Annotated in this window: 20 protein-coding genes and 1 tRNA gene; 16 read left to right on the top strand and 5 right to left on the bottom strand. The window is 58.9% G+C overall.

Annotation, left to right across the window (positions count from 1 at the left end; all coding sequences use genetic code 11):
• The first annotated feature begins 361 nt into the window (after positions 1 to 361).
• A complete protein-coding gene (locus J3351_RS14045) occupies positions 362 to 1195 on the top strand; it encodes a hypothetical protein (protein WP_242699254.1) in 834 nt (277 codons plus the stop codon).
• 73 nt (positions 1196 to 1268) lie between these two features.
• On the opposite strand, the gene J3351_RS01355 is transcribed toward J3351_RS14045, so the two are convergent.
• Together J3351_RS01355 and J3351_RS01350 are read right to left on the bottom strand one after the other, a co-directional pair.
• A complete protein-coding gene (locus tag J3351_RS01355; RefSeq protein ID WP_207696942.1) occupies positions 1269 to 2390 on the bottom strand; it encodes an AI-2E family transporter in 1122 nt (373 codons plus the stop codon).
• A 101-nt stretch (positions 2391 to 2491) separates the two neighbouring features.
• Positions 2492 to 2770, bottom strand: coding sequence for a threonine/serine exporter family protein (locus tag J3351_RS01350; RefSeq protein WP_374222227.1), 279 nt, complete (start codon positions 2768 to 2770; stop codon positions 2492 to 2494).
• Between the two features lie 455 nt (positions 2771 to 3225).
• Between J3351_RS01350 and J3351_RS01345 the strand changes: the two genes are divergently transcribed.
• The 10 genes from J3351_RS01345 (at position 3226) to J3351_RS01300 (ending at position 18972) form a co-directional block, all read left to right on the top strand.
• Positions 3226 to 4380, top strand: a complete 1155-nt coding sequence (locus tag J3351_RS01345; RefSeq protein ID WP_207696941.1) for a site-specific integrase — start codon at positions 3226 to 3228, stop codon at positions 4378 to 4380.
• Positions 4381 to 4744: 364 nt separating this feature from the next.
• A complete protein-coding gene (locus J3351_RS01340; protein WP_207696940.1) occupies positions 4745 to 5692 on the top strand; it encodes a MoxR family ATPase in 948 nt (315 codons plus the stop codon).
• Positions 5689 to 6804 carry a DUF58 domain-containing protein gene (locus tag J3351_RS01335; RefSeq protein ID WP_207696939.1) on the top strand — a complete coding sequence of 372 codons (1116 nt, stop codon included), beginning with the start codon at positions 5689 to 5691 and terminating at the stop codon, positions 6802 to 6804. Before J3351_RS01340 ends, J3351_RS01335 begins: the two co-directional genes overlap by 4 nt.
• Positions 6801 to 8009, top strand: a complete 1209-nt coding sequence (locus J3351_RS01330; RefSeq protein WP_207696938.1) for a hypothetical protein — start codon at positions 6801 to 6803, stop codon at positions 8007 to 8009. The genes J3351_RS01335 and J3351_RS01330 overlap by 4 nt, the downstream gene beginning before the upstream one ends.
• Before the next feature lie 53 nt (positions 8010 to 8062).
• Entirely contained in the window at positions 8063 to 9655 is a 1593-nt protein-coding gene (locus J3351_RS01325; protein ID WP_207696937.1) for a penicillin-binding protein 2, read from the top strand.
• A gap of 99 nt (positions 9656 to 9754) precedes the next feature.
• The gene (secG, locus tag J3351_RS01320; RefSeq protein WP_005932601.1) at positions 9755 to 10003 is read left to right on the top strand and encodes a preprotein translocase subunit SecG; all 249 of its coding nucleotides are present in this window, start codon (positions 9755 to 9757) and stop codon (positions 10001 to 10003) included.
• A gap of 115 nt (positions 10004 to 10118) precedes the next feature.
• A complete protein-coding gene (rnr, locus tag J3351_RS01315; RefSeq protein ID WP_207696936.1) occupies positions 10119 to 12236 on the top strand; it encodes a ribonuclease R in 2118 nt (705 codons plus the stop codon).
• A gap of 237 nt (positions 12237 to 12473) precedes the next feature.
• On the top strand, positions 12474 to 14246 hold the full coding sequence (locus J3351_RS01310; protein WP_097772249.1) for an oleate hydratase: 1773 nt from the start codon (positions 12474 to 12476) through the stop codon (positions 14244 to 14246).
• 327 nt (positions 14247 to 14573) lie between these two features.
• Entirely contained in the window at positions 14574 to 16349 is a 1776-nt protein-coding gene (locus J3351_RS01305; protein WP_207696935.1) for a bifunctional UDP-sugar hydrolase/5'-nucleotidase, read from the top strand.
• 268 nt (positions 16350 to 16617) lie between these two features.
• Complete coding sequence (locus J3351_RS01300; protein ID WP_207696934.1) at positions 16618 to 18972, top strand: glycoside hydrolase family 3 protein; 2355 nt, start codon at positions 16618 to 16620, stop codon at positions 18970 to 18972.
• A gap of 52 nt (positions 18973 to 19024) precedes the next feature.
• On the opposite strand, the gene J3351_RS01295 is transcribed toward J3351_RS01300, so the two are convergent.
• The 3 genes from J3351_RS01295 to J3351_RS01285 all read right to left on the bottom strand — a co-directional run bounded on the left by J3351_RS01295 (position 19025) and on the right by J3351_RS01285 (position 20652).
• Positions 19025 to 20134 (bottom strand): aldo/keto reductase, encoded by a 1110-nt coding sequence (locus J3351_RS01295; RefSeq protein WP_207696933.1) that lies wholly within the window; start codon positions 20132 to 20134, stop codon positions 19025 to 19027.
• An 86-nt stretch (positions 20135 to 20220) separates the two neighbouring features.
• A tRNA-Gln gene (locus tag J3351_RS01290) sits at positions 20221 to 20294 on the bottom strand.
• Positions 20295 to 20433: 139 nt separating this feature from the next.
• On the bottom strand, positions 20434 to 20652 hold the full coding sequence (locus J3351_RS01285) for a helix-turn-helix transcriptional regulator (protein WP_207696932.1): 219 nt from the start codon (positions 20650 to 20652) through the stop codon (positions 20434 to 20436).
• Between the two features lie 122 nt (positions 20653 to 20774).
• Between J3351_RS01285 and J3351_RS01280 the strand changes: the two genes are divergently transcribed.
• The 5 genes from J3351_RS01280 (at position 20775) to J3351_RS01260 (ending at position 25518) form a co-directional block, all read left to right on the top strand.
• On the top strand, positions 20775 to 21905 hold the full coding sequence (locus J3351_RS01280; RefSeq protein ID WP_207696931.1) for a hypothetical protein: 1131 nt from the start codon (positions 20775 to 20777) through the stop codon (positions 21903 to 21905).
• Between the two features lie 84 nt (positions 21906 to 21989).
• Positions 21990 to 22271, top strand: coding sequence for a DUF2508 family protein (locus tag J3351_RS01275; protein ID WP_005932624.1), 282 nt, complete (start codon positions 21990 to 21992; stop codon positions 22269 to 22271).
• Between the two features lie 152 nt (positions 22272 to 22423).
• On the top strand, positions 22424 to 22570 hold the full coding sequence (gene scfA / locus J3351_RS01270; protein WP_015563834.1) for a six-cysteine ranthipeptide SCIFF: 147 nt from the start codon (positions 22424 to 22426) through the stop codon (positions 22568 to 22570).
• Positions 22571 to 22638: 68 nt separating this feature from the next.
• Positions 22639 to 24090: a thioether cross-link-forming SCIFF peptide maturase gene (scfB, locus tag J3351_RS01265; protein WP_197036594.1), complete on the top strand. Its 1452-nt coding sequence runs from the start codon at positions 22639 to 22641 to the stop codon at positions 24088 to 24090.
• The gene (locus tag J3351_RS01260; protein ID WP_207696930.1) at positions 24091 to 25518 is read left to right on the top strand and encodes an amino acid decarboxylase; all 1428 of its coding nucleotides are present in this window, start codon (positions 24091 to 24093) and stop codon (positions 25516 to 25518) included. It abuts the gene before it with no gap.
• Positions 25519 to 25567: the final 49 nt, after the last annotated feature.

Below are 25567 nucleotides of genomic sequence, written 5' to 3'. Positions count from 1 at the left end.
GGCCCGTTGAAGGGAGTCAAGGGGGAACGCCTTGCCCAGTGATATGATGCTGTGCGTCATATCCTACTGGGTATTATCTGGCGCAAAACGGCGGCAGATCCAGCAGCTCCGCTGCTGCGTTCTCCCCACCAAGCTGTTGAAACGGAGGGATGTCTAGCTGAAACTGACACGACACAACGGACGAGCCGGAAGCCACGGCACCTATAACCCAAAACACAATGACCGGAGTTTCAACCTTTCCAACAGTGAGCACATTGACCCGGAACGAGCTAAAGGTAACATCTACTGGGACTGCTATCATGGCATCCGTTCGGCATCCGACAAGGATAAACAGACTGCCGCATTCAGCGATGTGGAGAAGATGTTCTATGAAATCCATTACGCTCACTTTGTGGAGAACCAGAACGCTCGCAATGCAAAGATTCGTCATACCGAGCGCAACCGAACCATAGAGGACTTGCTTGCCGGAAAGAAAACCTGCCCGGAAGGAACCATCTACCAGTTCGGAACGTTGGACGGCCTCGCTCTGGTGGAAGGCAAAGTAAACGAGAGCAAGAAGGCGAAGATCGCCCGGCCAGAGCAGGCCCCCACAGACTATACGGCCTACTGGGTCGTCCGCCCGGGGGACAAAGCGGAGCCGTCGATGCAGATCCCCGGTGCGATCTTCGGCAGCGAGGAGGAAGAACGCCTCTTTGAGGGCTGGTTCCTTGAGGACGGCACCCGCTTGGAGGATAGCCCCTACTACATGGGCCCGGGCGTGAACCATGTGGGCAACCTCGACCGGGACGTGACCTTCTATGGCCATTGGCGCACCGCCGAGAGCGACGAGGGCAGCCCAGACGGCGGAGACGGCTTCGGCACCCTTCTGGCGGTCGGCGCAGTCGTGGGCGTGGCGGGCGTCGTGGCCTATCAGGTGGGCACGGAGCTCATCCTTGACCAGCTCCTGCCTGCAGGGGTGGCCGTGCCCCATACCCGCGCCGAGCTGGCAATGCTCCTCTGGAACACCGCGGGTCGCCCGGCCCCGGCCACTCTGCCCGCCTTTGCGGACGTAGCCGACCCGGAGCTGACCCAAGCCGCCCAGTGGGCCATCGAGCAGGGCTACCTGAAAGCCCGCGCCGACGGCAGCTTTAAGCCGGACAAGGGCGTTGCCAAGTGGCGCGTCATCCGCGGCTACCGGGCAGTGACCGAACCATGACCGTGCAGGTAAAATAGCCCCACAGCACAAGGCCCCGCAGACTTTGAAAAAGGTCTGCGGGGCCGCTGTTTGTTTATTGCAGCGTCTCCTTGGTGCGCAGGCGGCGGCAGGCGTCTTCCTTCACCAGCTCCAGCACCACCGCCGTCAGCGGGATGAAGAAGAGGATGCCGAGGATGCCGAAGAGCTTGCCGCCGATCATGGCTGCCACAAGGGTGTACAGGGGCGAAAGCCCCACCGATTTGCCCACCACCCGGGGGTAGATGAACTGGTTCTCGATGAACTGCACCGCAAGGTAGACCAGCAAAGCGCGCACCGCCAGCAGGGGGTCCACCAGCAGCACCAGAAACACGCTGATGACGCAGGAGAGCAGCGCCCCCACATAGGGGATGATGGCGCAGATGGCGGTGAGCATCCCCACCAGGCTGCCGTAGGGAATGCGGAAGAGGGAGAATGCGAGGCTCATAAGCATGCCGAGGATCACAGCCTCGCTGCACTGGCCCGTGAGGAAGTTGGCGAAGGACTGGCGGAACAGGCGGCAGAACTTCAGCACCCAGGCGGCGTGGCCGGGCTTGAGGTAGGCGCGCACCAGGGTGCGGGCCTGGTGGCCCAGGCTCTGTGCCCCCAGCGAGAGGTAGACGGAGATGATCAGCGCAAAGGAGGCCGTCACCACAAGATTCACCGTGGCGGAAACGGCCCCCGCCGCGTTCACCAGCACCGTGTCGAGGCCGGAGGTCACCTTGTGCAGCAGCTGCTCCCAGTCGATGCCCTCCAACCGGCTCATCAGCCAGCCCATGTCGGGGTCCTGGGCGTGGAGGTAGGCCGTCCAGCGGGGGATGTTGGCTTCAATTTGCAGATACAGGCTGTGGAAGGACTGCACCAGCTCCGGGATCAGCAGCGTCAGGGCCAGCACCAGCACCAGCACCACCCCCAGCAGGGTGAGCAGAAAGCTCAGCAGGTGGAGCGCCTTGCCCGAGGGCTGCTTTCTCGCTTTGGCAAACAGCCGCCCCAGCCGCTTTTCCAGCCCGGCCATGGGCACGCTGAGGAACAACGCCAGAATGCCGCCCGCCAAAATGGGCAGCACCAGATCCACCAGCTGCGCGGCAAAGGCCAAAACGTCCGAAAGCCGCAGCAGCGCCACAAAAAGCGTCACGCCCACCACCGTCACCAGCAGGGCCTGTTTCGTGTTCGATCTCATCCAAATGTTCCTTTCCCGGAGCGTCTCCGAGGTTTTTTCTTTGTATTGTATCCAGAAAAAATCAGCTTGTCAAGCAGCCGGGGCGCGGCGCAGCACGCGCTTTACAGCCGCCCCCGGAGCTTCCGGCTTAAATCGGCCAGACACCATGCGATGGCCATGCCGCCCGCAATGCCCAGCGCCGCCAGAAAGGTCTGCTCCCCAAAATGCTCGGCGGCGGGCAGGTCGTTGGAGACGACGGCGTTCATGCAGTAATACAGGGTGCTGCCGGGGATGAGGGGGATGGCCGCGGTGATGAAAAACGGGGTAGAGGGGGCGTTGCGGCAACGGGCAAGCACCTCGGCGTAGAGGGCCGCGCAAAACCCGGCCAGCAGGTTGGCCAGAACCGAGAGAAGATTTCAAGACACGGTCTTGAAATGCGAGACCCGTTGCTTAGAAGAATTGTATCACTTCTGTGATTTGATCGCACGAGTGGCCGTACACAAAAAATACAGGAAAAGAGGGATGTCTATCTGAAATTAACGCGACACAACGGACGAGCCGGAACCCACGGCACCTATAACCCCAAGCACAATGACCGCAGTTTCAACCTTTCCAACAGCGAGCACATTGACCCGGAACGAGCTAAAGGCAACATCTACTGGGACTGCTTTCACGGTTTCCGTTCGGCTCTCGCTCCACAAGACCCGGACAATCTGGCGGCAACCTTCTCAGATGACGTATTCTATTTGAGAACTGTGCAACGTCTTTTCTGTACGATATCGGTGGAAATCGCATGGTCGGTATGGTATACTAAAATTAACCCCTATATGCGCTTTTCACAGAAAGGAGCTTCTAAATGCCTGAAAAGCGCAAGGATAGCAAGGGCCGTGTTCTGAAGGATGGCGAAAGCCAGAGAGCAAACGGTACCTACGACTATCGTTATACCGATATCCACAAGAAACGGCGTTGTATTTACGCTAAATCCCTGTCAGAGCTGCGGAAAAAAGAGGAAGATCTGTGGCGCGATCTGGCAGACGGCATCGACTACGCCGCCGGAGAGATGACGGTGGCTGATCTGGTTGACCGCTATATGAACCTGAAACGTGGGTTGAAACCCAATTCACTTCGGTCGTACAACACAGCGGTCAAGCGGATTCATGCTGACCCTTTCGGGCAAAAAGCCATCAAAACGGTAAAATTGTCCGATGCGAAAGGCTGGTTCGTGTTTCTGCATGACAGCGGTTTCAAGCAAAACACCATAGGAATCCTGCAAAGCGTTGTCAGACCGGCGTTTGAGATGGCGGTAGAGGATGACATTATCCGCAAGAATCCATTTAAGTTCAAGCTGTCGGACGTTGTGCCGAAGGACGCTTATGTGCGCAATGCCCTGACCAGAGAACAGCAGGAGAAATATCTGCAATTCGTTCAAGACTATGGCGGCAACTATTATGATGATATCGTCATTCTTATGGGAACCGGCTTGCGTGTGAGTGAGTTGTATGGCCTGACACGAGCAGATATCGACTTTGAACGGCACTGTATCCATGTCCGGCGGCAGCTTTGCCGGACGGCTGAAAAGCCCTACTTTGTCACACCGCCGAAAACAAAAAGCGGTATCCGCAATGTTCCCATGACAGATACCGTTTGTGCAGCGTTGCGGCGTGTAGTAAAAGCCAGAGCGTCCACGAAAGTGGAAGCGCTGGTGGATGGTTGCAGCGGATTCCTCTTTCTGGACAAGTCCGGAATGCCGAAGGTGGCAATGCACTTGGAAAACTATATGCGTGGCGTGCAGGGAAAGTTTGAGAAGGCGTACGGCAAACCTGTTCCGCGCATTACACCTCATGTGCTGCGACACACCTTCTGCACCAATGTTCAGCAGGCCGGGCTGGATGTAAAAAGCCTGCAATACCTGATGGGACACTCCAATGCCAGTGTGACGTTGGATATCTACACGCACAGCAGCTTTGAATCGGTTGAAAGAGCCTTTGAACAGATCGCCGGCAACCTGTGATTTTCGACGTATGAAGCGGAATTGCTTACGCCGAAACTTACGCCAAAACTTACGCCAATCACCCGGTAAGTGGCGTAGATTTGCGTAGAAAAGCGTGGATCGTGCAAAAACGGAGAATCTGGAAAAATCGGCTTGTGGCCTTGATAATTCTACAAAAGTCTACGTTTCCCGATATTCGTGATTCGGCTCCAAAAGTGTGGTTTGGAAGGGCGGCATGTACTAAGCCGCACCGGCTCCCCGTACCAATTCAATACGCCGCAGAAGGCAGAACTTCCCACCCGGGAGGCTCTGCCTTCTTTTTTGTTGACACCCTTTCCAAACAAGAGTACACTTAGAAAAATTGTTTTTGGGAAAGGAAACACCAATGAACACTGCCGCTTTTACCGCCTACCGCGAAAAAGTTGTGTCCAATTGTGCCCGTGTCATTGTGGGCAAGGAGGATGCTACCGAGAAAATTCTGGTCAGCTTCCTCTGCGGAGGCCATGTATTGCTGGAGGATAAGCCCGGCACCGGCAAAACCATGCTCCTGCGTGCATTTGCGCGCACGGTGGGCGGAGGCTTCAAACGGGTGCAGTTCACGCCCGACCTGCTGCCCTCCGATCTGACCGGCATCAATTTCTACAACCAGAAGTCCGGTGAGTTCGAGTTCCGGCCTGGCCCGCTCTTCACCAACTTTGTGTTGGCGGACGAGATCAACCGTGCCACGCCCCGTACCCAGTCGGCCCTGCTGGAAGCCATGGAGGAAAGGCAGATTACCGTGGACGGCGTGACCAGCCGCCTGGCTGAGCCCTTTATGGTGCTGGCCACCCAGAATCCGCTGGAATCCTTTGGCACCTTCCCGTTGCCAGATGCCCAGATGGACCGTTTTTTCATGCGGCTGTCGCTGGGCTATATGACCCGGGAGCAGGAGCTGGAGGTGCTCTCCCGCCCCTCGGCCCAGACCGTGCTGAACGAGCTGCAGCCCGTCGTCACTCCCGAGGAGACCGCATACGTCCGCACGGCTTACCGGGAGGTCAAGGTCTCCGAGGAGGTCAAGCACTACCTTATGGACATCGTGGAAGCCACCCGCACACAGAGCGGCTTTGTCAGCGGCGTATCTACCCGCGGTGCGCTGGCGCTCTATCAGGCTGCGCAGGCGTATGCCTCCTTGCAGGGCAGGGAATACGTCATCCCCGAGGACATCAAAGGGCTGGCCCCGGCGGTGCTTTCTCACCGCATTTCTCTGGGCAGCAGCATGAACGCCGAAGCCGCCGCTCTGCGGATGCGCAAGCTGTTGGCCGAGATCACTGTGCCGCTGGAGAGTGCGGAATGAGCGCCGTCATCTTCGCGCTGCTACTGGTGGCCACAGCCCTTGGGCTGGAGCGTTACAGCACAGTCCACAGCCTTGACGATGTGCAGGGGCGGCTGGAAGTGGAGGATCATCTTGTGGAAGCCGGGGAGCCCGCCGTGATCCACCTTGTTGTCCGGAACAGCGGCCCCCGTTGGAAGATGTTCCTGGCGGCAAAGCTCCACCTGAACAAGGAGTTTCTTCCCTGCACGGAGCACCACATTACGCAGGATCAGACAGGTTGGGGCCACACGGTGCGGTTCACCACCTGGCTGCGCCCGGGGCAGGAGGCGGATTTCTCCACCGCCCTCAGGCTGGAACGCCGGGGCCGCTATGTGCTGGAACCGATGCAGGTCATCGGCGGCGATTTTCTGGGTCTTGTGGAACAGTCCCGCACCGAGCGGGGCTTCCACGAGCTCATTGTTCCGCCCAGGGAGTGCGCTCTGCCGGAACTGGAAGAGATGCTGGGCGGTTTTCTGGGTGAGCTTTCGGTGAACCGCTATCTCTACGAGGATCCTATTCTCACGGCGGGTTACCGCCCCTACACCAGCGGTGACCCCATGCGCTCCATCGCCTGGAAGCAGAGCGTCCGGGGGCAGGGACTTATGGTCAAAAAGTGGGATTACACCACTGAGCCCCGGGCGGTGGTGCTAGTCCATGCGGATACCAAGGATTACGACCACCCGGAACCGGCGGAGCTCTGCTACTCCATGGCCCGCACAATCTGCCGGAGGCTGGAAGAAAAGGCGGTGTCCTACCGCTTTGCGGCAAACGCTGCCTTTGACCTGCTGCTCAATGCGGCCCTCTCCGGTGAGGAGTGGAGAAAGCCGCTGGAAACCCCGCAGGGCTACGGCCCCGAACACTACCGCAGGGTGTTGGAAATTCTGGGCCGCGCCACCGGGCAGACCGCCCTTTCGTGTGCGCGGTTCTGCGCCGAATACTACCACCCGCAGGAGCAGGTCAGCTGCATCGTGGTGACAACGGAGCCGGAAGAAGCTGTGCGTGCTGCCGTGCAGCCCCTGCCTGGCATTCCGCTGCTGGTGCTCACTCCGGAAATGGCCGCAGAGACGGCCCAGACAGGGGAGGCGGGCGCATGATGTTCTTACATACCCTGCGCCTGGCAGGTGATCTGAGCTTTTACTATGCCTTTGCGGGCTTTTTTGCTGCCAGCTTCGGTGGGACACCCATGCCGCTGGTGCTGGTCTGGCCTGCCCTCTGCTTTGGTCTGGCCTCCTGCTTTGAGGGCAGCCGTCCCCTCCGCACCACTCTTGCGGCCCTGAGCGCGGCGGCGCTGCTTTTCCTGCCTACAGGGGCGGACAAGCTCTGCTACTTCCCGGCGGCAGTCTACCCGGTGCTGCTGGCCTACACCGGCGATTTTGCCCTTTCGCCGATGCGGCAGGCCGAGCGCCTGCGCTGGCTCTGCCGGGTATGGCCCTTCTTTGCAGTGGCAATGCTGCTGTGGAACGCCAACGCGGTGCTTTCGGCGGCCCTGCCCTTTGCAACGGCGGCAGCGGTGCTTCTGGTGGGGTTCAACCGCACCACCCGGCAGGACCCGGAGATCTCCACCCGGCCGGGCTATCTGCTGCTTTCCGGCGGCGTGCTGGCGGCGGTGTGCGCAGGGCCGTTCCTGCTCAGCCGCAGTGTTGTGGTTGCCGGTGCAAAGGCGGCTGCGTCTGCCGTTTACTTTGGCGGGATCGTGCCGGTGCTGCAGCTGTTTTTGAACAACATTGTGGTGCAGGGTGTGACTTGGCTGTTCCACGGCATCCTGCAGTTCATCCACTGGCTCTTCACCCTCTTTCCGCCCAAACCGTTGGAGCGCACTGAGATCGTATCTACCGATGAGGTCATCGCCAACGCCCAAAAGGCCGCCGAGAACGCAGAACCGCTCATCGACGGGATGTTGATGCTGACCGTGCTCGGTATCCTGCTGGCGGTCCTCTGTGCGGTGCTGGCGGTGCGGCATTTCCTGCGCCAGAAGTTCCGGCACACGAACACTGCCTGCATGGACACCACTGTGCGGCGTAGCACCCACAAGCGTACCCGCCGCTGGCCCGGGCTCTTCCTCAGCCCGGTGGACAAGGTGCGGCGGGAGTATGCCATCTATCTGGACCACTGCCAGCGCCACGGCGTGACCATCCTGCGGGGCGATACCAGCCTTGACCTGACCGGCCGCGCTTTCGGTATGGACTTTGCCGCCGAGGCCGAGCTGCGCCAAATCTACCTCAAAGCCCGCTACAACGGCACCGCCACGGCCGAGGATGCCGCCCGTGCCGCTGAGCTCGTCCGAAAAATCTGCTCCTGAACGCATCAACGCCCCCTTTTCTGCCCATCCTAAGCGGGAGAGGGGGCGTTTTCATGTCCGGCAAACGGGTGCTGGCCCTGTATGGGGCCTTGCTGTTCTGCTTTGCGGCGGTTGTCTGCCGCCTGTACTGGCTCTGCTCCGACACGGACTACGGGGCCCGGGCGGCGGCGCAGAGCGTGGTCACTCTCCACCTGCCCGCCCGGCGGGGCAATTTTTATGATCACAGGGGCCAGCTCCTCACGGGGCAGACCACCCGCTGGATGGCCCTCTGCGTGCCCGGGGAGGGCAGCTATGCCCGCCTGTTCGCCTACACCGATGCCGCCGGGCAGGCGGCGCTCTACCAGAAGCGGAACGCCGCGTCCCCGTTCTTGCTGGAGGTGGACCGGGATGTTTCCGCGCTGGGCGTTTCCTGCTGGCCGGCGGCGCGGCGAAGCTCTGCCGCCCCGCTGGCAGTGCAGCTGCTGGGGTATCTCGATGGCGAGGGCCATGGTGCTGCCGGGCTGGAAGCCGCCTTTGATGATCTGCTCACCGGAAGCGGGGCGGGGGATACCCTGCTCTGCACCGTCAACGCCCAGGGAAAGCTGCGGGCCGAGCCCGTCCTCACCCCCGCCGACAGCGGGGCCGTGGGGGTGCAGCTGACCCTTTCCCGGGAGATCCAGCAGACCGCCGAAGCCGTGGCCAACGAGACGATGCAGAGCGGCTGCATCCTGGTGCTGGACACCGCCAACGCCAAGGTGCGGGCCTGTGTCAGCCGCCCCGGCTATGATCCGGAAAACATTTCGGCCAGTCTGAACGCCCCGGACAGCCCCCTGCTGGAACGGGCGTTCCAGTGCTATGCCGTGGGCTCGGTGTTCAAGCCGGTGGTGGCGGCAGCGGCGCTGGAGGCAGGGGAAAGCGGCTTTGTCTACACCTGTCCCGGCTGGTGCGCGGTGGATGGCCGGATCTTCCGCTGTGCGGGCGGCATCCCCCATGGTGAGGTGGATCTGGCCGGCGCGCTGGAAAAGAGCTGCAACGGCTACTTCATCCGGCTGGGGCAGGCGCTGGGGGCCGATGCTGTCCGCGCCATGGCAGAGCAACTGGGCTTCGGGCAGGCGATCCCGCTCACCGATGCCCTGCACACGGCGGCTGGGGTCCTGCCGGAGCGGGAGGCTCTTGCGTCCAGCGGGGCCTACGCCAATTTCTGCTTTGGGCAGGGGGAGCTGCTGGCATCCCCCCTGCAGGTCGCCGCCATGATGAACACCATTGCCTGCGGGGGAATCTGCCGCACCCCGCTGCTGCTGGAGACCACTCTGGACGAGACCACCGGCACACCCCTCACGGCGCTTTCCCATGTCCGGAGCAGGCGGGTGCTCACAAAGCGCACCGCCGCCGCCCTGCAGGCTCTGTTGGCGGGTGTAGTGGCCGGGGGCACCGGCCATGAGGCCGCCCTGCCCGGCCAGACCGCGGCAGGCAAGACCGGCACGGCCCAGACCGGCCAGTTTTCCGGCGGTACAGAGCTGAAAAATTACTGGTTTGCGGGCTTTGTCCCGGCAGAGCAGCCCCGCTATACCATCGTGGTGCTGCAGGACACGCAGGCCGAGCCTGCCTTTTCCAGCGCGGCCATCTTTGCCCGGGTGGCGGCAGGGCTGGAAATTCTGGCCCCGTAGCTCACGGTTTTTCTTGCATTTCCCGGGCTTTTGTGCTATCATACACTTGTATTTGTATGCAGTCTCTATGAAACTAAAGATAAAAGGAGCGTTCCATCCATGTCTGTCATTGAAATCGTCGGCGGTGCCATCCTGCTGGTCGTCTCGGCCGTCATCATCCTCCTCACCCTGATGCAGCACACCCACGGTCAGGGTCTGGCCGGTGCCATCAACGGTGGTGTGGGCGGTGCCAACAATGCACGCCTGACCCCTGCGGATCAGATGCTGGCCAAGGTGACCCGCATTGCAGGCATCGTGTTCTTTGTGGTGGCTATCCTGGCCTGTGTGTTCGCCAGCCGTCTGGCCTGAGCACTCGTGTACAGCCCCGTGTAAGGCGGGGCTGTTTTTCTGTCTAAACCTCTCGTGGGAAAGAAGTTGTCCGGGTTCCATTGGAGAATGCCGGAAAAGTGTTAAGGAGAAAAATATGTCATTACGCGATAAAATTGAACATGCCATCCAGAACCAGCCCTGCATGGTCAAGGACCTCAAGGCAAAGTTCGGCGGCGACCGTGCCGCAGACCGCAAGGTGATGGAGGCTCTGGACGAGCTGGTGCACGACGCTGTGGTCTGCCAGAAGTCCGGCGTGTTCTTCACTGCCCGCTCCGGCCGTGCCGAAAAGGCCCTGCCCTGCAAGGTGGTCAAGCTGGGCAAGAACTTTGCCTTTGTGATGCTGGAGGATGAATCCGGCGATATCTTCATCCCGGGCCGCTTCACCCGCGGTGCCATGCCCGGCGATTCCGTTCTGGTAGAGAAGTTTGCCCACCCCCGGGTGGAGGGCAGCGATGAGGGCGAGATCCTTGCCGTGCTCGAGCAGAAGAACGACATGGTGGGCACTGTCCGCCGCATCGAGGGCCGCCTGAAGTTCGTGCCCGATGACTGCCCGGCCATCTCCATGACCATCCAGCGCGACTGCGAGGGCGGCGCGAAGGACGGCGACAAGGTGGCTGTGGAGATCCTGCAGCGCGGGACCCGGCAGGAGGATCACCGCGTGGGCGTTTCCATGCGCTTTGGCAGCTGCGAGGAGGCCAAGCGCTGCGCCAAGGCCCTGCTCTATGCCAAGGACATCCACACCCGTTTCCCCGAGAAGGTGCGGGACGAGGCCAAGAAGTTCGAGGACATGACCGTGTCTGAGGAGGACTGCAAGGGCCGCATGGACCTGCGCGCTCTGCCCATCTTCACCATCGACAGCGCCGAGACCAAGGATATCGACGATGCCGTCAGCCTGACCCGGCTCTCCGGTGGCGGCTATGAGCTGGGCGTTCATATCGCCGATGTCTCCCACTACGTCAAGCCCGGCAGTGAGCTGAACGAGGAAGCCTTCAACCGCGCCACCTCGGTCTACTATGCGGATCAGGTCGTGCCCATGCTGCCCAAGAGCCTTTCCAACGGCATCTGCTCCCTGAACGAGAAGGAGCTGCGCCTGGCGTTCTCCTGCCTGATGCGTCTGGATCAGGACGGCAATCTGACCGACTACAAGTTCGTCAAGTCCATCGTCTGCAGCCGGGTCAAGGGCGTGTATTCTGAGATCAACGCCCTGCTGGCCGGCACTGCCGATGCCGAGACCCAGGCCAAGTACGCCGAGGTGCTGGATCAGCTGCCCGCCATGAAGGAGCTGTACGCCCACCGCGCCCGCCTGCGCAAGGAGCGCGGCTGCATCGATTTCGAGAGCGGGGAAGTCAAGCTCATCCTGGATGAGAACGGCCACTGCATCGATGTGAAAAAGCGCACCTCCGGCGAGAGCGAGGCCATGATCGAGGAATTCATGCTGCTGGCCAACCAGTGCGCCGCCCACTTTGCCCGGGTCAAGCAGATCCCCTTTGTCTACCGTGTCCACGAGGAGCCCAACGGCGAGAAGCTGGAGCGCCTGCACAGCCTGCTGCAGGCCTGCGGCATCAACGACCACTTTGCCAAGGAAGTGCCCACCCCCAAGGAGCTGAGCGCCATTCTGGAAGGTGTGCGCGGCACCCCGTTTGAGCAGATCGTCAACACCGGAATGCTCCGCTGCATGTCCAAGGCCTGCTATGAGGAAAAGCCCAAGGGCCACTATGGTCTGGTGCTCAAGGATTACGCCCACTTCACCAGCCCCATCCGCCGCTACCCGGATCTGGCCATCCACCGCATGATGACCGACCTGCTCAGCGGCACCGACAAGGAGACCATGATCGTCCGCTACACCGATTTCGCGGAGAAGGCCTCCAAGCAGTCCAGCGAGCGGGAAGTGCTGGCCGTTCAGATCGAGCGCAAGGCCGAGGATTACTACAAGGCCGAGTACGCCCGCCGCCATCTGGGTGAGTGCTACGAGGGCATCATCTCCGGCGTGACCCAGCGCGGCATCTTCGTGGAGCTGGAGAACGGCGTGGAGGGCTTTGTGCCTGCTTCCAGCCTGACCGCCACCGGCACCACCCTCACCGAGGGCATCCGCCTTTCTGACCCCGCCTCCGGCAAGACCTGGAGCCTGGGCGACAGCATGATGATCACCATCGTCCGCGCCGATATCAACCTTGGCAAGGTCGATTTTGAGGTGGCACCTGAAACAAAATAATCAATGAACGTTCAAAAGCGCCTGCTTCTTCGGAAGCGGGCGCTTTTTCGTGCGGGGTTATACACACTTTCTCCATATTTCCGACAATGGTTGTGTTTTGTATAAATTTTATACACTGTTCAGGATTTGTTTGTTGTTCTGGAAAAACCACTGGGGTATACTAAGCACAACGAAAGGGAAGACGACACAGAACCATGAACGCAGTCTTCCCAATACGATCTACAGGAGGTTCCCAGTATGTATTATTCCAGTGGCAACTACGAAGCATTTGCACACCCCAAAAAGCCTGAGGGCGTTGACAATAAATCTGCTTACCTCATCGGCTCCGGTCTGGCGGCCCTGACTGCCGCCTGCTACCTGGTCCGTGACGGCCAGATGCAGGGCGACCACATCCATGTATTTGAAAAGGACCCGCTGCCCGGCGGTGCCTGCGACGGCTACAAGTACGATATCGGCTATGTCATGCGCGGCGGCCGTGAGATGGACAACCATTTCGAGGTCATGTGGGATCTGCTCCGCTCCATCCCGTCTCTGGAGACCGAGGGAGCCAGCGTGCTGGACGAGTATTACTGGCTGAACAAGGAGGATCCCAACAAGTCCCTCTGCCGTGCCACCGTCAACCGCGGCCAGGATGCCCACACCGACGGCAAGTTCGCCATCTCCGATCAGGGTGCCATGGAGATCATGAAGCTCTTCTTCACCCCGGACGAGCAGCTGCAGGACAAAAAGATCACCGATATCTTTGATGATGAGGTGTTCTCCTCCAACTTCTGGATGTACTGGCGCACCATGTTCGCCTTTGAGAACTGGCACAGCGCGCTGGAGATGAAGCTCTACCTCAAGCGCTATATCCACCACATCGGCGGTCTGCCCGATTTCACCGCCCTGCGCTTTACCCGCTACAACCAGTACGAATCCATTATCCTGCCCATGGTCACCTATCTGAAGGACCATGGCGTGGACTTCCAGTACGAGACCAAGGTCACCGATGTCCAGTTCCGGATCGAGGGCGGCAAAAAGCAGGCCAGCAGCGTGACCGTGGACCACAAGGGTGAGAGCAGGACCATCGACCTCACCGAGAACGACCTGCTCTTCATCACCAACGGCGGCTGCGTGGAGAGCTGCACCATCGGCGCTCAGGACAAGGCCGCAGGCTTTGATCCCACCATCAAGCCGGGCAACGGCTGGGATCTGTGGAAGAAGATCGCTGCACAGGATCCCTCCTTCGGCCATCCCGAAAAGTTCTGCTCTCAGCCGGAGCTGTCCAACTGGGAAAGCGCCACCATCACCACCCTGGACGACAAGATCCCCCAGTATATCAAGAAGATCTGCAAGCGTGACCCCTTCAGCGGCCACACCGTCACCGGCGGCATCGTCACGGTCAAGGATTCCAGCTGGCTGCTCAGCTGGACCCTGAACCGCCAGCAGCAGTTCCGTGATCAGCCCAAGAACCAGCTCTGCGTCTGGGTCTACGGCCTGTTCAGCGACAAGCCCGGCGATTACGTCAAGAAGCCCATGCGCGACTGCACCGGCCGCGAGATCTGCATGGAGTGGCTGTATCACATCGGCGTGCCCGAGGAGGACATTGCTGAGCTGGCTGAGCACAGCGCCAACACCGTGCCTGTGATGATGCCCTATATCGATGCCTTCTTCATGCCCCGTGCCTTCGGCGACCGCCCCGACATCGTGCCCCAGGGCGCTGTCAACTTCGCCTTCCTGGGCCAGTTTGCCGAGACCGGCCGTGACACCATCTTTACCACCGAGTACTCCATGCGCACCGGTATGGAAGCGGTTTACACCCTGCTCAACATCGACCGCGGCGTGCCCGAGGTCTGGGGCAGCACCTATGATGTCCGCAGCCTGATCGATGCAACGGTCAAACTGCGTGACGGCAAGAAGATCACCGATATGGATCTGCCCTTCATCCAGCGGGTGGCCCTCAAGGAAGTGCTCAAGAAGATCGAGGGCACCGACCTTGAGAAGTTCCTCAAGGAATACCATGCCATTTGATGCTGTCTGAGAATCGTCCCCCGATCCTCTGACCCTCTTTTCTGAATGCGGCAAAGCCCTGCACCCTTTCCATGGGATGCGGGGCTTTGCCCTTTTTCTCGGAATTTTCAAACGTTTTACCAAAACAGTATGACTATGGTGGGATTTCTTGACACGAATTTTACAAAAATCCCTTGCGGAAACTGGGGTTCTATGTTAAGATTTAGGTAACAAACAGCCCTCTCGGTCTTGCTGAAGCCCGCCAGTTCCCCAAAAGGGAAAACGACGCTGCACAGCATTGACGAAGAGGGCTGAAAGAGCGTGTTGAATCAAAGGAGGTCTTTCCCTGTGAAACAGTTCATTACCCGCCGCAGCTTTATCAAGGCTGCCGGTGCTGCCACGGCACTGACCGCAGTTTCTGTCGGTGCACCCGCCGCCTTTGCGGAGGAGACCAATTGCTTCTTTGGTGACAAAGCGGATGTGACCATCCTCTACACCAACGATGTCCACACCTATATCGACAACAAGTCCCCCAAGCCCACCTATGCTGCCATTGCTGCCCTGAAAAAGAGCATCGAGGACACCGGCCGGGATGTGCTGCTGGTGGATGCAGGCGACCATATCCAGGGCACCGCTTACGGCTCCATGGATGACGGCGCTACCATCATCGAGCTGATGAACGAGGCCGGTTACGATCTGGCCACCCCCGGCAACCACGAGTTCGACTACGGCATGGCCCGTGCCAAGGCTGTGATCCAGGAAGCCGACTTCCCCTATGTCTCCTGCAACTGGGTCGATCTGCGCACCGGCTTCAACGTTCTGCCCAGCGTCAAGTTCTTCTTTGTGGGCGGCCGCAAGATCGCCTTTGTGGGCGTGACCACCCCCGAGACCTTCACCAAGTCTACCCCGGCCTACTTTATGAACGATGCCCAGACCAAGTACATCTACGATATTCTGGGCGGCGAGGACGGCCAGAAGCTCTACGATGCCGTTCAGAAGGCCATCGACAAGGCTGAGTTCTGGGGCGCTGACACCATCATCGGTCTGGGCCATCTGGGCGTTGACCCCTCCTCCTCTCCCTGGACCAGTGAGGAAGTCATTGCACACACCCACGGCTTTACCGCTTTCATCGACGGCCACTCCCACACCGTGATGGCCAACAAGCAGGTCACCGATGCTTCCGGCAAGGCAGTCACCCTGACCCAGACCGGTTCTTACTTCAAGAACATCGGCAAGATGACCGTGGGCGCGGACGGCACCATCACCACTGAGCTCATCGACACCTACGAGGGTCTGGATGCTGCCGTGGCCGCCACCGCCTCCAACTGGATCAGCGCAGTGGACGATATGCTGGGCGAGGAGATCGCAGTAGGCGATACCAAATTCTACATCAACGATCCCGCCACCGGCAAGCGCCGCATCCGCTCCGGCGAGACCAACCTCGGCGACTTCGTGGCCGACGGCATCTACACCTACTTCAACGAGATCGAGGAGCTCCACTGTGATGTCGCCATTATGAACGGCGGCGGCATCCGCACCGATGTGGAGGCTGGCCCCTGGAGCTTCAAGACCTGCAAGACCGTCAGCCCCTTTGGCAACGTGGCCTGCCTGATGTCCGTGACCGGCCAGCAGATCCAGGACGCTCTGGAGTTTGGTGCCCGCTTTGCCGGTGCTGAGGGCAAGGAGAACGGCGGCTTCCTGCAGGTGGCAGGTGCCAGGTACACGATCCACCCCATGATCCCCAACACCGTTCAGACCAACGACAAGAATGTCTGGACCGGCAGCGCTGCCACCCCGCGTGTCAGCAATGTGGAGATCTACGACAAGACCACCGGTACTTATAAGCCCCTTGACCCGAACGCCACCTACGCTCTGGCCGGCATGAACTACACCCTGCGCAATCTGGGTGATGGCTTTGCCATGTTCGATGGCGCGACCCTCATCAAAGACTATGTCTCTGAGGACTACCTTGTCATGTCCAGCTACGCAGCCATGTTCGGCGGCGTGGATGCCAACGGTCTGCCGCATCTGGCAAGCGCCAACAGCCCGCTGGCCGATTACCCCGGCTACATGCTCAACTACGAGGATCCGTACGGCGCAGGCCGCATCCAGATGATCTGGTAAATTAAGGATACGACCCTCTCCGTCAACGCCGCAGGCTTTGACGGAGAGGGTTATTTTTAAGCAGCATTGTCAGCAGGAATCGAACCCGGTTTGTGGATCAGGATAGGGGAAAGTTGCATAAATCCGGCAGAGCATCCTTGTATACTACGCCAAAGTTTGTGACTTTTTTATTTGTTTGCTTGCGAACGATCTGCACTGGAAGTATAATAAACGGGCAAGTAATATATCAGCTGTGCTGTTGCAGGCACAGAGACAAAGGAGAAACATTATGCAGACACGGTATACCAGCGCCGACCAGTGGGCAGAGGCCAAAGACGGCGTGATCCCTGCACCCTACGCTCTGGAAGAGGGCGAGCAGATCATTGACCAGTATCTTGAGCCGGTCATCTTCCACAACGTCAACGGCCCCGACATCGGTGTGACCACCTGCGGCGTGATCGTCAAGGACGGCCTGTACTTTAAGGATCTGGACAACAGCGGCGAGCTGGCCCCCTACAAGGATTGGCGGCTGAGCCCTGAGCAGCGCGCTGAGGATATGGTCAAGCACCTGCGGCTGGATCAGCAGGCAGGCCTTGTGCTGAACACCCTGTTCAACAGCCCTGTGGTGCCCACCCGTGCCGAGGCCACCAACGCCGAAGGCAAGCTGGAGCTGGGCAAGATCTACAAGCACCACAACCCCGGGGAAAAGCCCATGCCCGGCCCTCTGCCCGGCATGACCGTCAGCATTGATGACAGCCACGTTCTGGAAAAGCACATTGCCGCCGGTGTTTACCGCGGTGACATGCGCTGCGAGGCCGGCATGGTGGCCCTGTACCACAACGCCGGCACCCAGATGCTGGAATACGAGGCCTGCAAGGGCGGCGTGGCCATTCCGTACTCTCTCCACACCAACCCCATCAACATCGGTTACCCGGACTCTCTGGGCATCGGCGCGGCTGTCATTGGCGACGGCAACACCGACATGGTCTATGAGATGGCCCAGACCGACCGCAAGATGATGAAGGCCGAGGGCCTGAACATCATGTACGGCCCTCAGGTCGATGTGACCTCTGACCCCCGCTGGCCCCGTACCTCCGGTACTTACGGCGAGCGTCCCGATGTCACCAGCGATATTGCCGAGGCTCTGGTCAAGGGCTATCAGGATGGCGACAACGGCCTGAACGAGGGTTCCGTTGTTCTGACCATCAAGCACTTCCCCGGCGATGCCCCCTCTGAGAATGGCTTTGAGCCCCATGTGCCCATCGGCCAGTGGCGCATCTACCGCACCCCCGGCTCTATGGAAAAGTATCATCTGCCCCCGTTCCAGCGCGCCTTTGACCACAAGGTCTCTTCCATCATGCCGGACTACTCCCGTATTGCCACCGATGGCCGTGCCGTGCCCCAGACCTACCGGGGCGAGGTGACCAGCACCGAGGAAGTGCCCAGCGCTTACAGCAAGGAGCTGATCACCGATCTGGCCCGGAACAAGATGGGCTTTGACGGTTATGTCAACTCCGACTCCGGCATCACCACCGTTCAGATCTACGGCGTGGAGAACCTCACCGAGCCTGAGCGCTACGCCAAGGCCATCTCTGCCGGTACCGATGTCATCGGCGGCAACACCGACCCCGAGAACATCGTCAAGGCTGTGGAGGACGGTCTGCTGCCCAAGGCGGATCTGGACCGCGCCAGCTACAACCGTCTGCTGAGCCTGTTCCGCACCAAGCGGGTGGATAACCCCTACCTCGACCCCGACAAGGCCGATCAGGCCCGTGTGGACAACTTCGATGGTGCCAAGAAGAAGGCTTACGAGGCCAACCAGAAGGCCGTTGTTCTGGTTAAGAACCACGAGAAGCTCCTGCCTCTGGCCAAGAGCCAGAAGGTCTGCATCGTCACCTTCAAGGGTGTGGACTCCGGCTTTGCACAGATGGCACAGGCCATGGGTGCCGGTCTGGGCAACACGGACGAGGATGCCGCTCTGCGCAAGACCCTGACGGAAGCCTTTGAGAAGAAGGGCTACACCGTGGTGGCCACCCCGGAGGAGGCCGATGTGCTCTACCTGCACGTCTGGCCCATCAGCAACGGCCTGGTGTTCAACCAGTACGCAATGCCCGTCATCGAGATGGGTGAGATCGTCACTGACGAGCGCGAGCGCAACAAGAGCCAGAAAAAGACCGGCAACAAGGTCACCGTTGTCACCCTGAAGGACGTGGAGAAGATCAAGGAACTGGCCGATGCCATCCATGCCCGCGGCGGCAAGGTCGTTGGCACCTGCGTGGTCTGCAACCCCTGGCTGCTGGATAAGCTGGAGCCCTACTGCGACGCACTGACCATCCAGTACACCGTCAGCGCCGTTGCCCTGAACAACGCCCTGAACGCTCAGGTCGATGTCATCAGCGGCGACTTTGCCCCCACCGGCAAGCTGAGCCTGACCATGGTCTCTGACCCCGCCGTCATTGCCATCACCGAGCAGGAGATCGACGGTGTGGTGCGCGAGATCTGCGCCTCTCCCAACGACGTGCCCGGCTACGATAAGGATCAGTACATTGATCCTGCCATCCTCGCCAACGTCAAGGGCGGCAGCTACGCCTACTGCGATGCCGACGGCAACTACTACCGCAGCGGCTTCGGTCTGAATTACTGATTGCCGTTAACCAAAAAGAGCGATACAGCGTTTGCTGTATCGCTCTTTTTATTTACTGCTTTTCAAATTCCGCGGCGATCTCAGTCAGCAGTCTGCGGATGGGCAGGTGCTGAGGGCAGGTCTTTTCGCACCTGCCGCACTGGATGCAGTCAGATGCCCGGCGGCCTGCGCCGGTATAGACATTATTATAGTAAAAGTCGGCGTTCCAGTCGTGATAGATCTGCTTGGTGTTCATCACGGCGAACAGGTCGGGGATGGCGATCTGCCTGGGGCAGCCGTCGGTGCAGTAGCGGCAGGCGGTGCAGGGGATCAGGTTCATGCCGCGGAAGATCGACTGCACCTTCTTCACGGCTTCCAGCTCGGTCTCGTTCAGGGGCTGGAAGTCCTTCATGTAGCTGAGGTTATCTTTCATCTGCTCCATGCTGCTCATGCCGGAGAGCACCATCATTATGCCGGGGAAGCCCGCCGCAAAGCGGATGGCGTAGCTGGCTGGGCTGCCGCCGTGCAGCTCGTCCAGCACCTTCCGGGCCTCTTCGGGCAGGTTGACCAGGTTGCCACCCTTCACAGGCTCCATGACCAGCACGGGCTTGCCGTGCCTGCGGCAGACTTCATAGCACTTGCGGCTCTGCACGGCGGGGTCGTCGTAGTCCACATAGTTGAACTGGATCTGCACCACCTCGATCTCCGGGTAGTCGGTCAGGATCTGCTCCAGTACCTCGGCATGATCGTGGAAGGAGATGCCCACATGCTTGATTTTGCCCTCGGCCTTCAGCGCAAAAGCGGTCTCATAGGCCCGGCATTTTTTGAAATGCTGGTAAAACGTTGCACTCTGGGCGTGCATCAGGTAGAAATCAAAATAGTCCACACCGCAGGCTTCCAGCTGGCTCTGGAAAAAGGGACGGATGTCAGCCTCAGTTTTGAAGAAAGTGCCGGTCAGCTTGTTGGTCAGGATGTAGCTGTCGCGGGGGTGGCGGCTGGTCAGGCAGGCCTTCAGCGCCGTCTCGCTCCGGCCCTGAAGGTAGCCGTGGGCCGTGTCGAAGTAGTTGAAGCCCTGCTCCAGAAAATAATCGACCATCCGGCTGGTTTCGGCCAGATCGATCTCACCATCCTTCAAGGGCAGGCGCATACAGCCAAAACCGAAGTTTTTCTTGATGTTTTCCATGTCCAATACTCCTCTCGTGTGCAAGGGCGGAGTGCACTCCATAACTCGGATACAAAAAAAGACATCCGAAGTGTTCGGATGTCTTTTGGTTGGGGATGAGAGAATCGAACTCCCACAAGTAGAGTCAGAGTCTACCGCACTACCACTATGCAAATCCCCATCAGCTTGGGTCTGTCTTGCGGGGTGAGCCGCTCAACGTGTGCTATTATACGGAAAAAGCGCCGCTTTGTCAAGCACTTTTTTGAAATTTTTTGCAGAAACCGGAAAAAGACGCACTTTCGCAGGAGTTCTTGCGGGATTCAGTCGGCAGGTTCCGCATTGTCGGGGAGATACACAGCGACTTCTTCAATACTGCAATCGAGAATCCGGCAGAGCGTGTTGAGAGTATAAGTGCTGACATTCTCGTTTTTGCGCAGACGGCTCAACTGTCCAGCACTGAAATGATAATCCTTCAAAAGCTTGTACTGGGAGATACCGCGATTCCTCATAGTCTCCCAAAGCGGATCGTAACGAATCATAGCATATACCATCCTAATTGCTTGATAGTTACAGAATAAATAATTGGCCGCATGTTGACAATTAGCGATAATCGGGGTATTATCAATATACGGGCTATAAAATAAAAAGGATGGTGTAATGGGTGACAACTGCGGAATTGAAAGAATATCTTCAGATGATGGTAGACTTAGAAAGAGACCTATATACAGAACAGGAAATGGAAGAGTCAATCCGTAAAAAAATAGCGCAATGCTATATTTCGCCACCCGCAAGAACCTTTGAAGGATATTGCAGGAAACGCCGTTATGATGCGAGCCTTCCAACATTGCCAAGCGGAGAAGTACCCGCAAAGCCGTCTGCGCCTCAAAAAGAAAATTTTCAAGTCAAGGATTTTCGCATGTCGATTGGAGTATTTGCTCTTACCATATTTGCAGGAGTGATTTTTCCACCATGTGTAATTATCGTTCCACTTGTCGTAAAGCATTATCGAGCAAAAAAAAGCGAAGCGCTATATAACAGCGCCCTTGAAGAATATGTAAAACAAAGAAGCGAGTATAATAAATATGCTCAAGCATACGTAGAGGCTCAGCGAGCATACAGAAAAAAACAAGAACGAAATGAACAATACTATGAGGCGTGGAAAAAAGAAAAAGAAGAGTATGAGATGCGTAGCCCACAGAATGCACTGAAAAGAGAGTCGTATTCGGTGCTGCTTCAGAAAATTCGAGATCAAGAGAGACGCACATCCGATAGTTTGCATAAATTATATGTAGAGTGTAATGTCTATTATAAATACAGGAATCTGTCTGCTGTGTGTGCCTTTTACGATTATATTGCGGCAGGCATATGCACAAAACTGGAAGGGATGGATGGTGCATATAATAAGTATGATACTGAAATGAGACTGAATCATATTGTGACTCAGCTCGATATCGTAATCGAGAATCTTGAAGAAATTCGAAACAATCAAAACAAACTATATTCTGAAATGCTCAAAGCAAATAATACACTTAGAAGTATGAGGGCAAGTATGGGAAGAATGGAAGGAAAGATAAGTGGTATCTTGGCAGGAATGGGGGCAATCTATATGCAAGGAGAGTTTCAAAACGCACAGCTTTCTGCGATTCGATTTCAAACAGAAAAGCTGCTGGAAAGTTCAGAATTGAACGCATATCTCAATGGTTGCAACAACCGTCAGTTGAGTTACATGAACCGCATGAATTACCTTGCGGGCCACTACGATAATCCTTACGGTAACTACACCCCGGTGTGATGCCTTGTTTTGTCATCCTTCTCGTGCTCTTTGCATATACTGGAAATCAGAAGAAGCAAAGACGCACAAAGAGGAGGAACTGCCATGACCCAGACCACGCAAAAGGAAAAGACCCTGCTTTCGCCCCGCATTCCGCGGGACACCGAACACGAGCGCTACCACCCGGAGCTGGAGGAGGAGCTGAAAGAGTGCCTGTTCTGCCTGCACCGGAACGAGATGATGTTCGACCTTGAGGTGGACACCGACCTCATCGAACAGCACATCTATGAGCGGCAGGCCCTTCTGGCCCGCTACCGGTACTTGCTGGGAAAAGCCCGGGAGCTGGGGCTGCATACAATATTGGAAAAGTATCAGCCGGTGGGGTAAGGCTTCGTCTTTGTACAACCTACAAAATACTGCCCACAGAAGATGCGACAAAAATCTTGACAGAATCCCTGAACCGTGCTATCCTATATCAAGATAACAATGCGCAGGTGGTTCTGCGTATCAACTATTTGGAGCTAGAGAGGTTTTTAATTATGGAACGTATTAAGACGATCGCTACTCGTGACCTGACCAAGAGCGTTGTGACCGGTGGCTGCGGCGAGTGCCAGACTTCCTGCCAGTCTGCCTGCAAGACTTCCTGCGGCGTGGCTAACCAGAAGTGCGAGAACAGCAACAAGTAATTTCTGCAAATCGGATGCCGCCTTTGCCGGGCGGCATTTTTTTATGTTACAATGGAATGGAGAATAAAATGGTACATCAGTATCAATTGAACGGCTATAACATCGTGCTGGATACCTGCAGCGGCTCGGTGCATGTGGTGGATGAGGTGGCGTATGATGTCATTGCCATGTACCCCGACCACACCGCCGACGAGATCGTTGCCGCCATGATGGCAAAGTACGGCGACCGTGAGGACGTGACCGAGGCCGACCTGCGCCAGTGCATTGATGACGTGGCAAGCCTGAAGGAATCCGGCAAGCTGTGGAGCCCCGATACCTATGAGAACCTCGCGTTCGATTTCAAGAACCGCAACACCGTGGTCAAGGCCCTCTGCCTGCATGTGGCCCACACCTGCAACCTGAACTGCTCCTACTGCTTCGCCTCGCAGGGCCGCTATCAGGGCGAGCGTGCCCTGATGAGCTTTGAGGTGGGCAAGCGGGCAATGGATTTCCTCATTGAGAATTCCGGCAGCCGCCGCAACCTCGAGGTGGACTTCTTCGGCGGCGAGCCTCTGATGAACTTTGATATGGTCAAGAAGCTGGTGGCCTACTGCCGTGAGCAGGAGAAGATCCACAATAAGAACTTCCGCTTCACCATGACCACCAACGGCATGCTCATTGACGATGATGTCATCGACTTCTGCAACAAGGAGTGCCACAACGTGGTCCTGAGCCTGGACGGCCGCAAGGAAGTCCACGACCGCTTCCGCAAGGACTACGCCGGCCATGGCAGCTACGATGCCATCGTGCCCAAGTTCCAGGAGTTCGTGAAGAAGCGCGGCGATAAGGGCTACTACATGCGCGGCACCTTTACCCACTACAACACCGACTTCACCAACGATATCTTCCACATGGCAGATCTGGGCTTTACCGAGCTGAGCATGGAGCCCGTGGTCTGCGACCCCAGTGACCCCAGCGCTCTGACCGAGGCAGATCTGCCCATCCTGAAGGAGCAGTATGAGATCCTGGCCAAGGAGATGATCAAGCGGAACCGTGAGGGCCGCGGCTTCACCTTCTACCACTACATGATCGACCTGACCGGCGGCCCCTGCATCTACAAGCGCATTTCGGGCTGCGGCTCCGGCACCGAGTACATGGCTGTGACCCCCTGGGGCGATCTGTATCCCTGCCATCAGTTCGTGGGCGATCCCAAGTATCTGATGGGCGATATCTGGAAGGGTGTCACCAACACGGCAGTCCGGGACGAGTTCAAGCACTGCAACGCCTACGCCCGCAAGGAGTGCCAGGACTGCTGGGCAAAGCTCTACTGCTCCGGCGGCTGTGCAGCCAACTCCTACCACGCAACCGGCAGCATTACCGGCGTGTACGAGTACGGCTGTGAGCTGTTCCGCAAGCGGATGGAGTGCGCCATTATGATCCAGGTGGCTCAGAATCAGGAGCTGGCTGCACAGGGCATCGAAGTGCCCATCCAGCTGGGCTCCACCTGCAATGCCTGCGCCGACGGCGAGGCCTGTGAATAAATGACCACCCCCATCGTCGATTTTGTGCGGCGGTACGCCCAGTCCGGCACTGCCCGGCTCCACATGCCGGGGCATAAGGGGCAGAGCCTGCTGGGCTGTGAGCCGTGGGATATCACCGAGATCCGGGGGGCCGATGAGCTCTACGAGGCCGAGGGCATCATCGCGCAGAGCGAGGCCAACGCCACCCGGCTGTTCGGCACGGCCCACACCTATTACAGCACCGAGGGTTCCTCCCAGTGCATCCGGGCCATGCTCTGCCTTACTATGCAGGGTGCGCCCCGCACCGGCAAGCGTCCGGTGCTGCTGGCGGCCCGCAATGCCCACAAAGCCCTGCTCTATGCAGCGGCTCTGCTGGACTTCGACATCCGGTGGCTCTGGCCTGCACCGGAGGATACCGGCGCGCTGTGCAGCTGCCCGGTAACGGTGCAGGCCCTTTCCGCCGCCCTTGAGGAGCTGGCAGGGCAGGGGAGAGCACCCTTTGGCGTTTACCTGACCAGCCCGGATTATCTGGGCGGGATGCAGGACATCGCGGCCCTCTCTGCCGTCTGCGATGCTCACGGCGTGCCCCTGCTGGTGGATAACGCCCACGGGGCCTACCTGCGCTTTCTGCCCGGCGGGAGCCGCCACCCCATCGACCTGGGCGCGGCGGCCTGCTGTGACTCCGGCCACAAGACCCTGCCGGTGCTCACCGGGGGAGCCTACCTGCATCTGGGCCCCAAGGCCCCCGTGCAGGAGGAAAGTACCGTGCGCAACGCGCTGGCGCTGTTCGGCTCCACCAGCCCGTCTTATCTGATCCTGCAGTCTCTCGATGCCTGCAACCGGCTGCTTTCCACCGATTACCCGGCACGCCTGCAGGACTGCTGTGACCGGCTGGCCGCTCTGCGTGTCCGCCTGAACGCGCTGGCTGCCGTACAGGGCACGGCTCTGCAGCTGGCACTGGACGGCCCCGCCCGGGAACCCATGAAGCTGACGCTGGATGCAGCGGCGCTGGGCCTGACCGGGCAGGCACTGGCCGACCATCTGCGGCAAAACGGGATGGAGTGCGAATATGCCGATCCCCGCTACCTTGTACTGATGTTCACCCCGGAAAACCCGGCGGAGGACATGGCCCGGCTGGAGGCGGCTCTGGCAGAACTCTGTGCGCGGGGCATCCCCCCGGTAGAACCCCCTGCCGAGCACCGGGAGGCTTTTTGTGCGCTGGCCCGGCAGGCGGAGCCGCGCCTGACCGTGCGGCAGGCCGTGTTTGCCCCGCAGGAGACCATCCCGGCAGGGTCTGCGCTGGGCAGGGTCTGCGCTCTGCCCACTGTGTCCTGCCCGCCCGCCATCCCCATTGTCGTCAGCGGCGAGGTGATCGGCCCGGCGGCGCTGGAGCTTTTCGCAGCCTACGGCGTGGAGACGGTCTCGGTGGTGAAACCGGAAAAATTTTGAAAAATCAGGGCGGATCTGCAAGATTCTGCGGCTCTGAAACGTTCTAAGG

It is taken from the genome of Faecalibacterium sp. Marseille-Q0746 (assembly GCF_017377595.1).
Lineage (GTDB): Bacteria > Bacillota > Clostridia > Oscillospirales > Ruminococcaceae > Faecalibacterium > Faecalibacterium duncaniae.
This window is presented reverse-complemented; position numbering and strand designations above follow the sequence as displayed.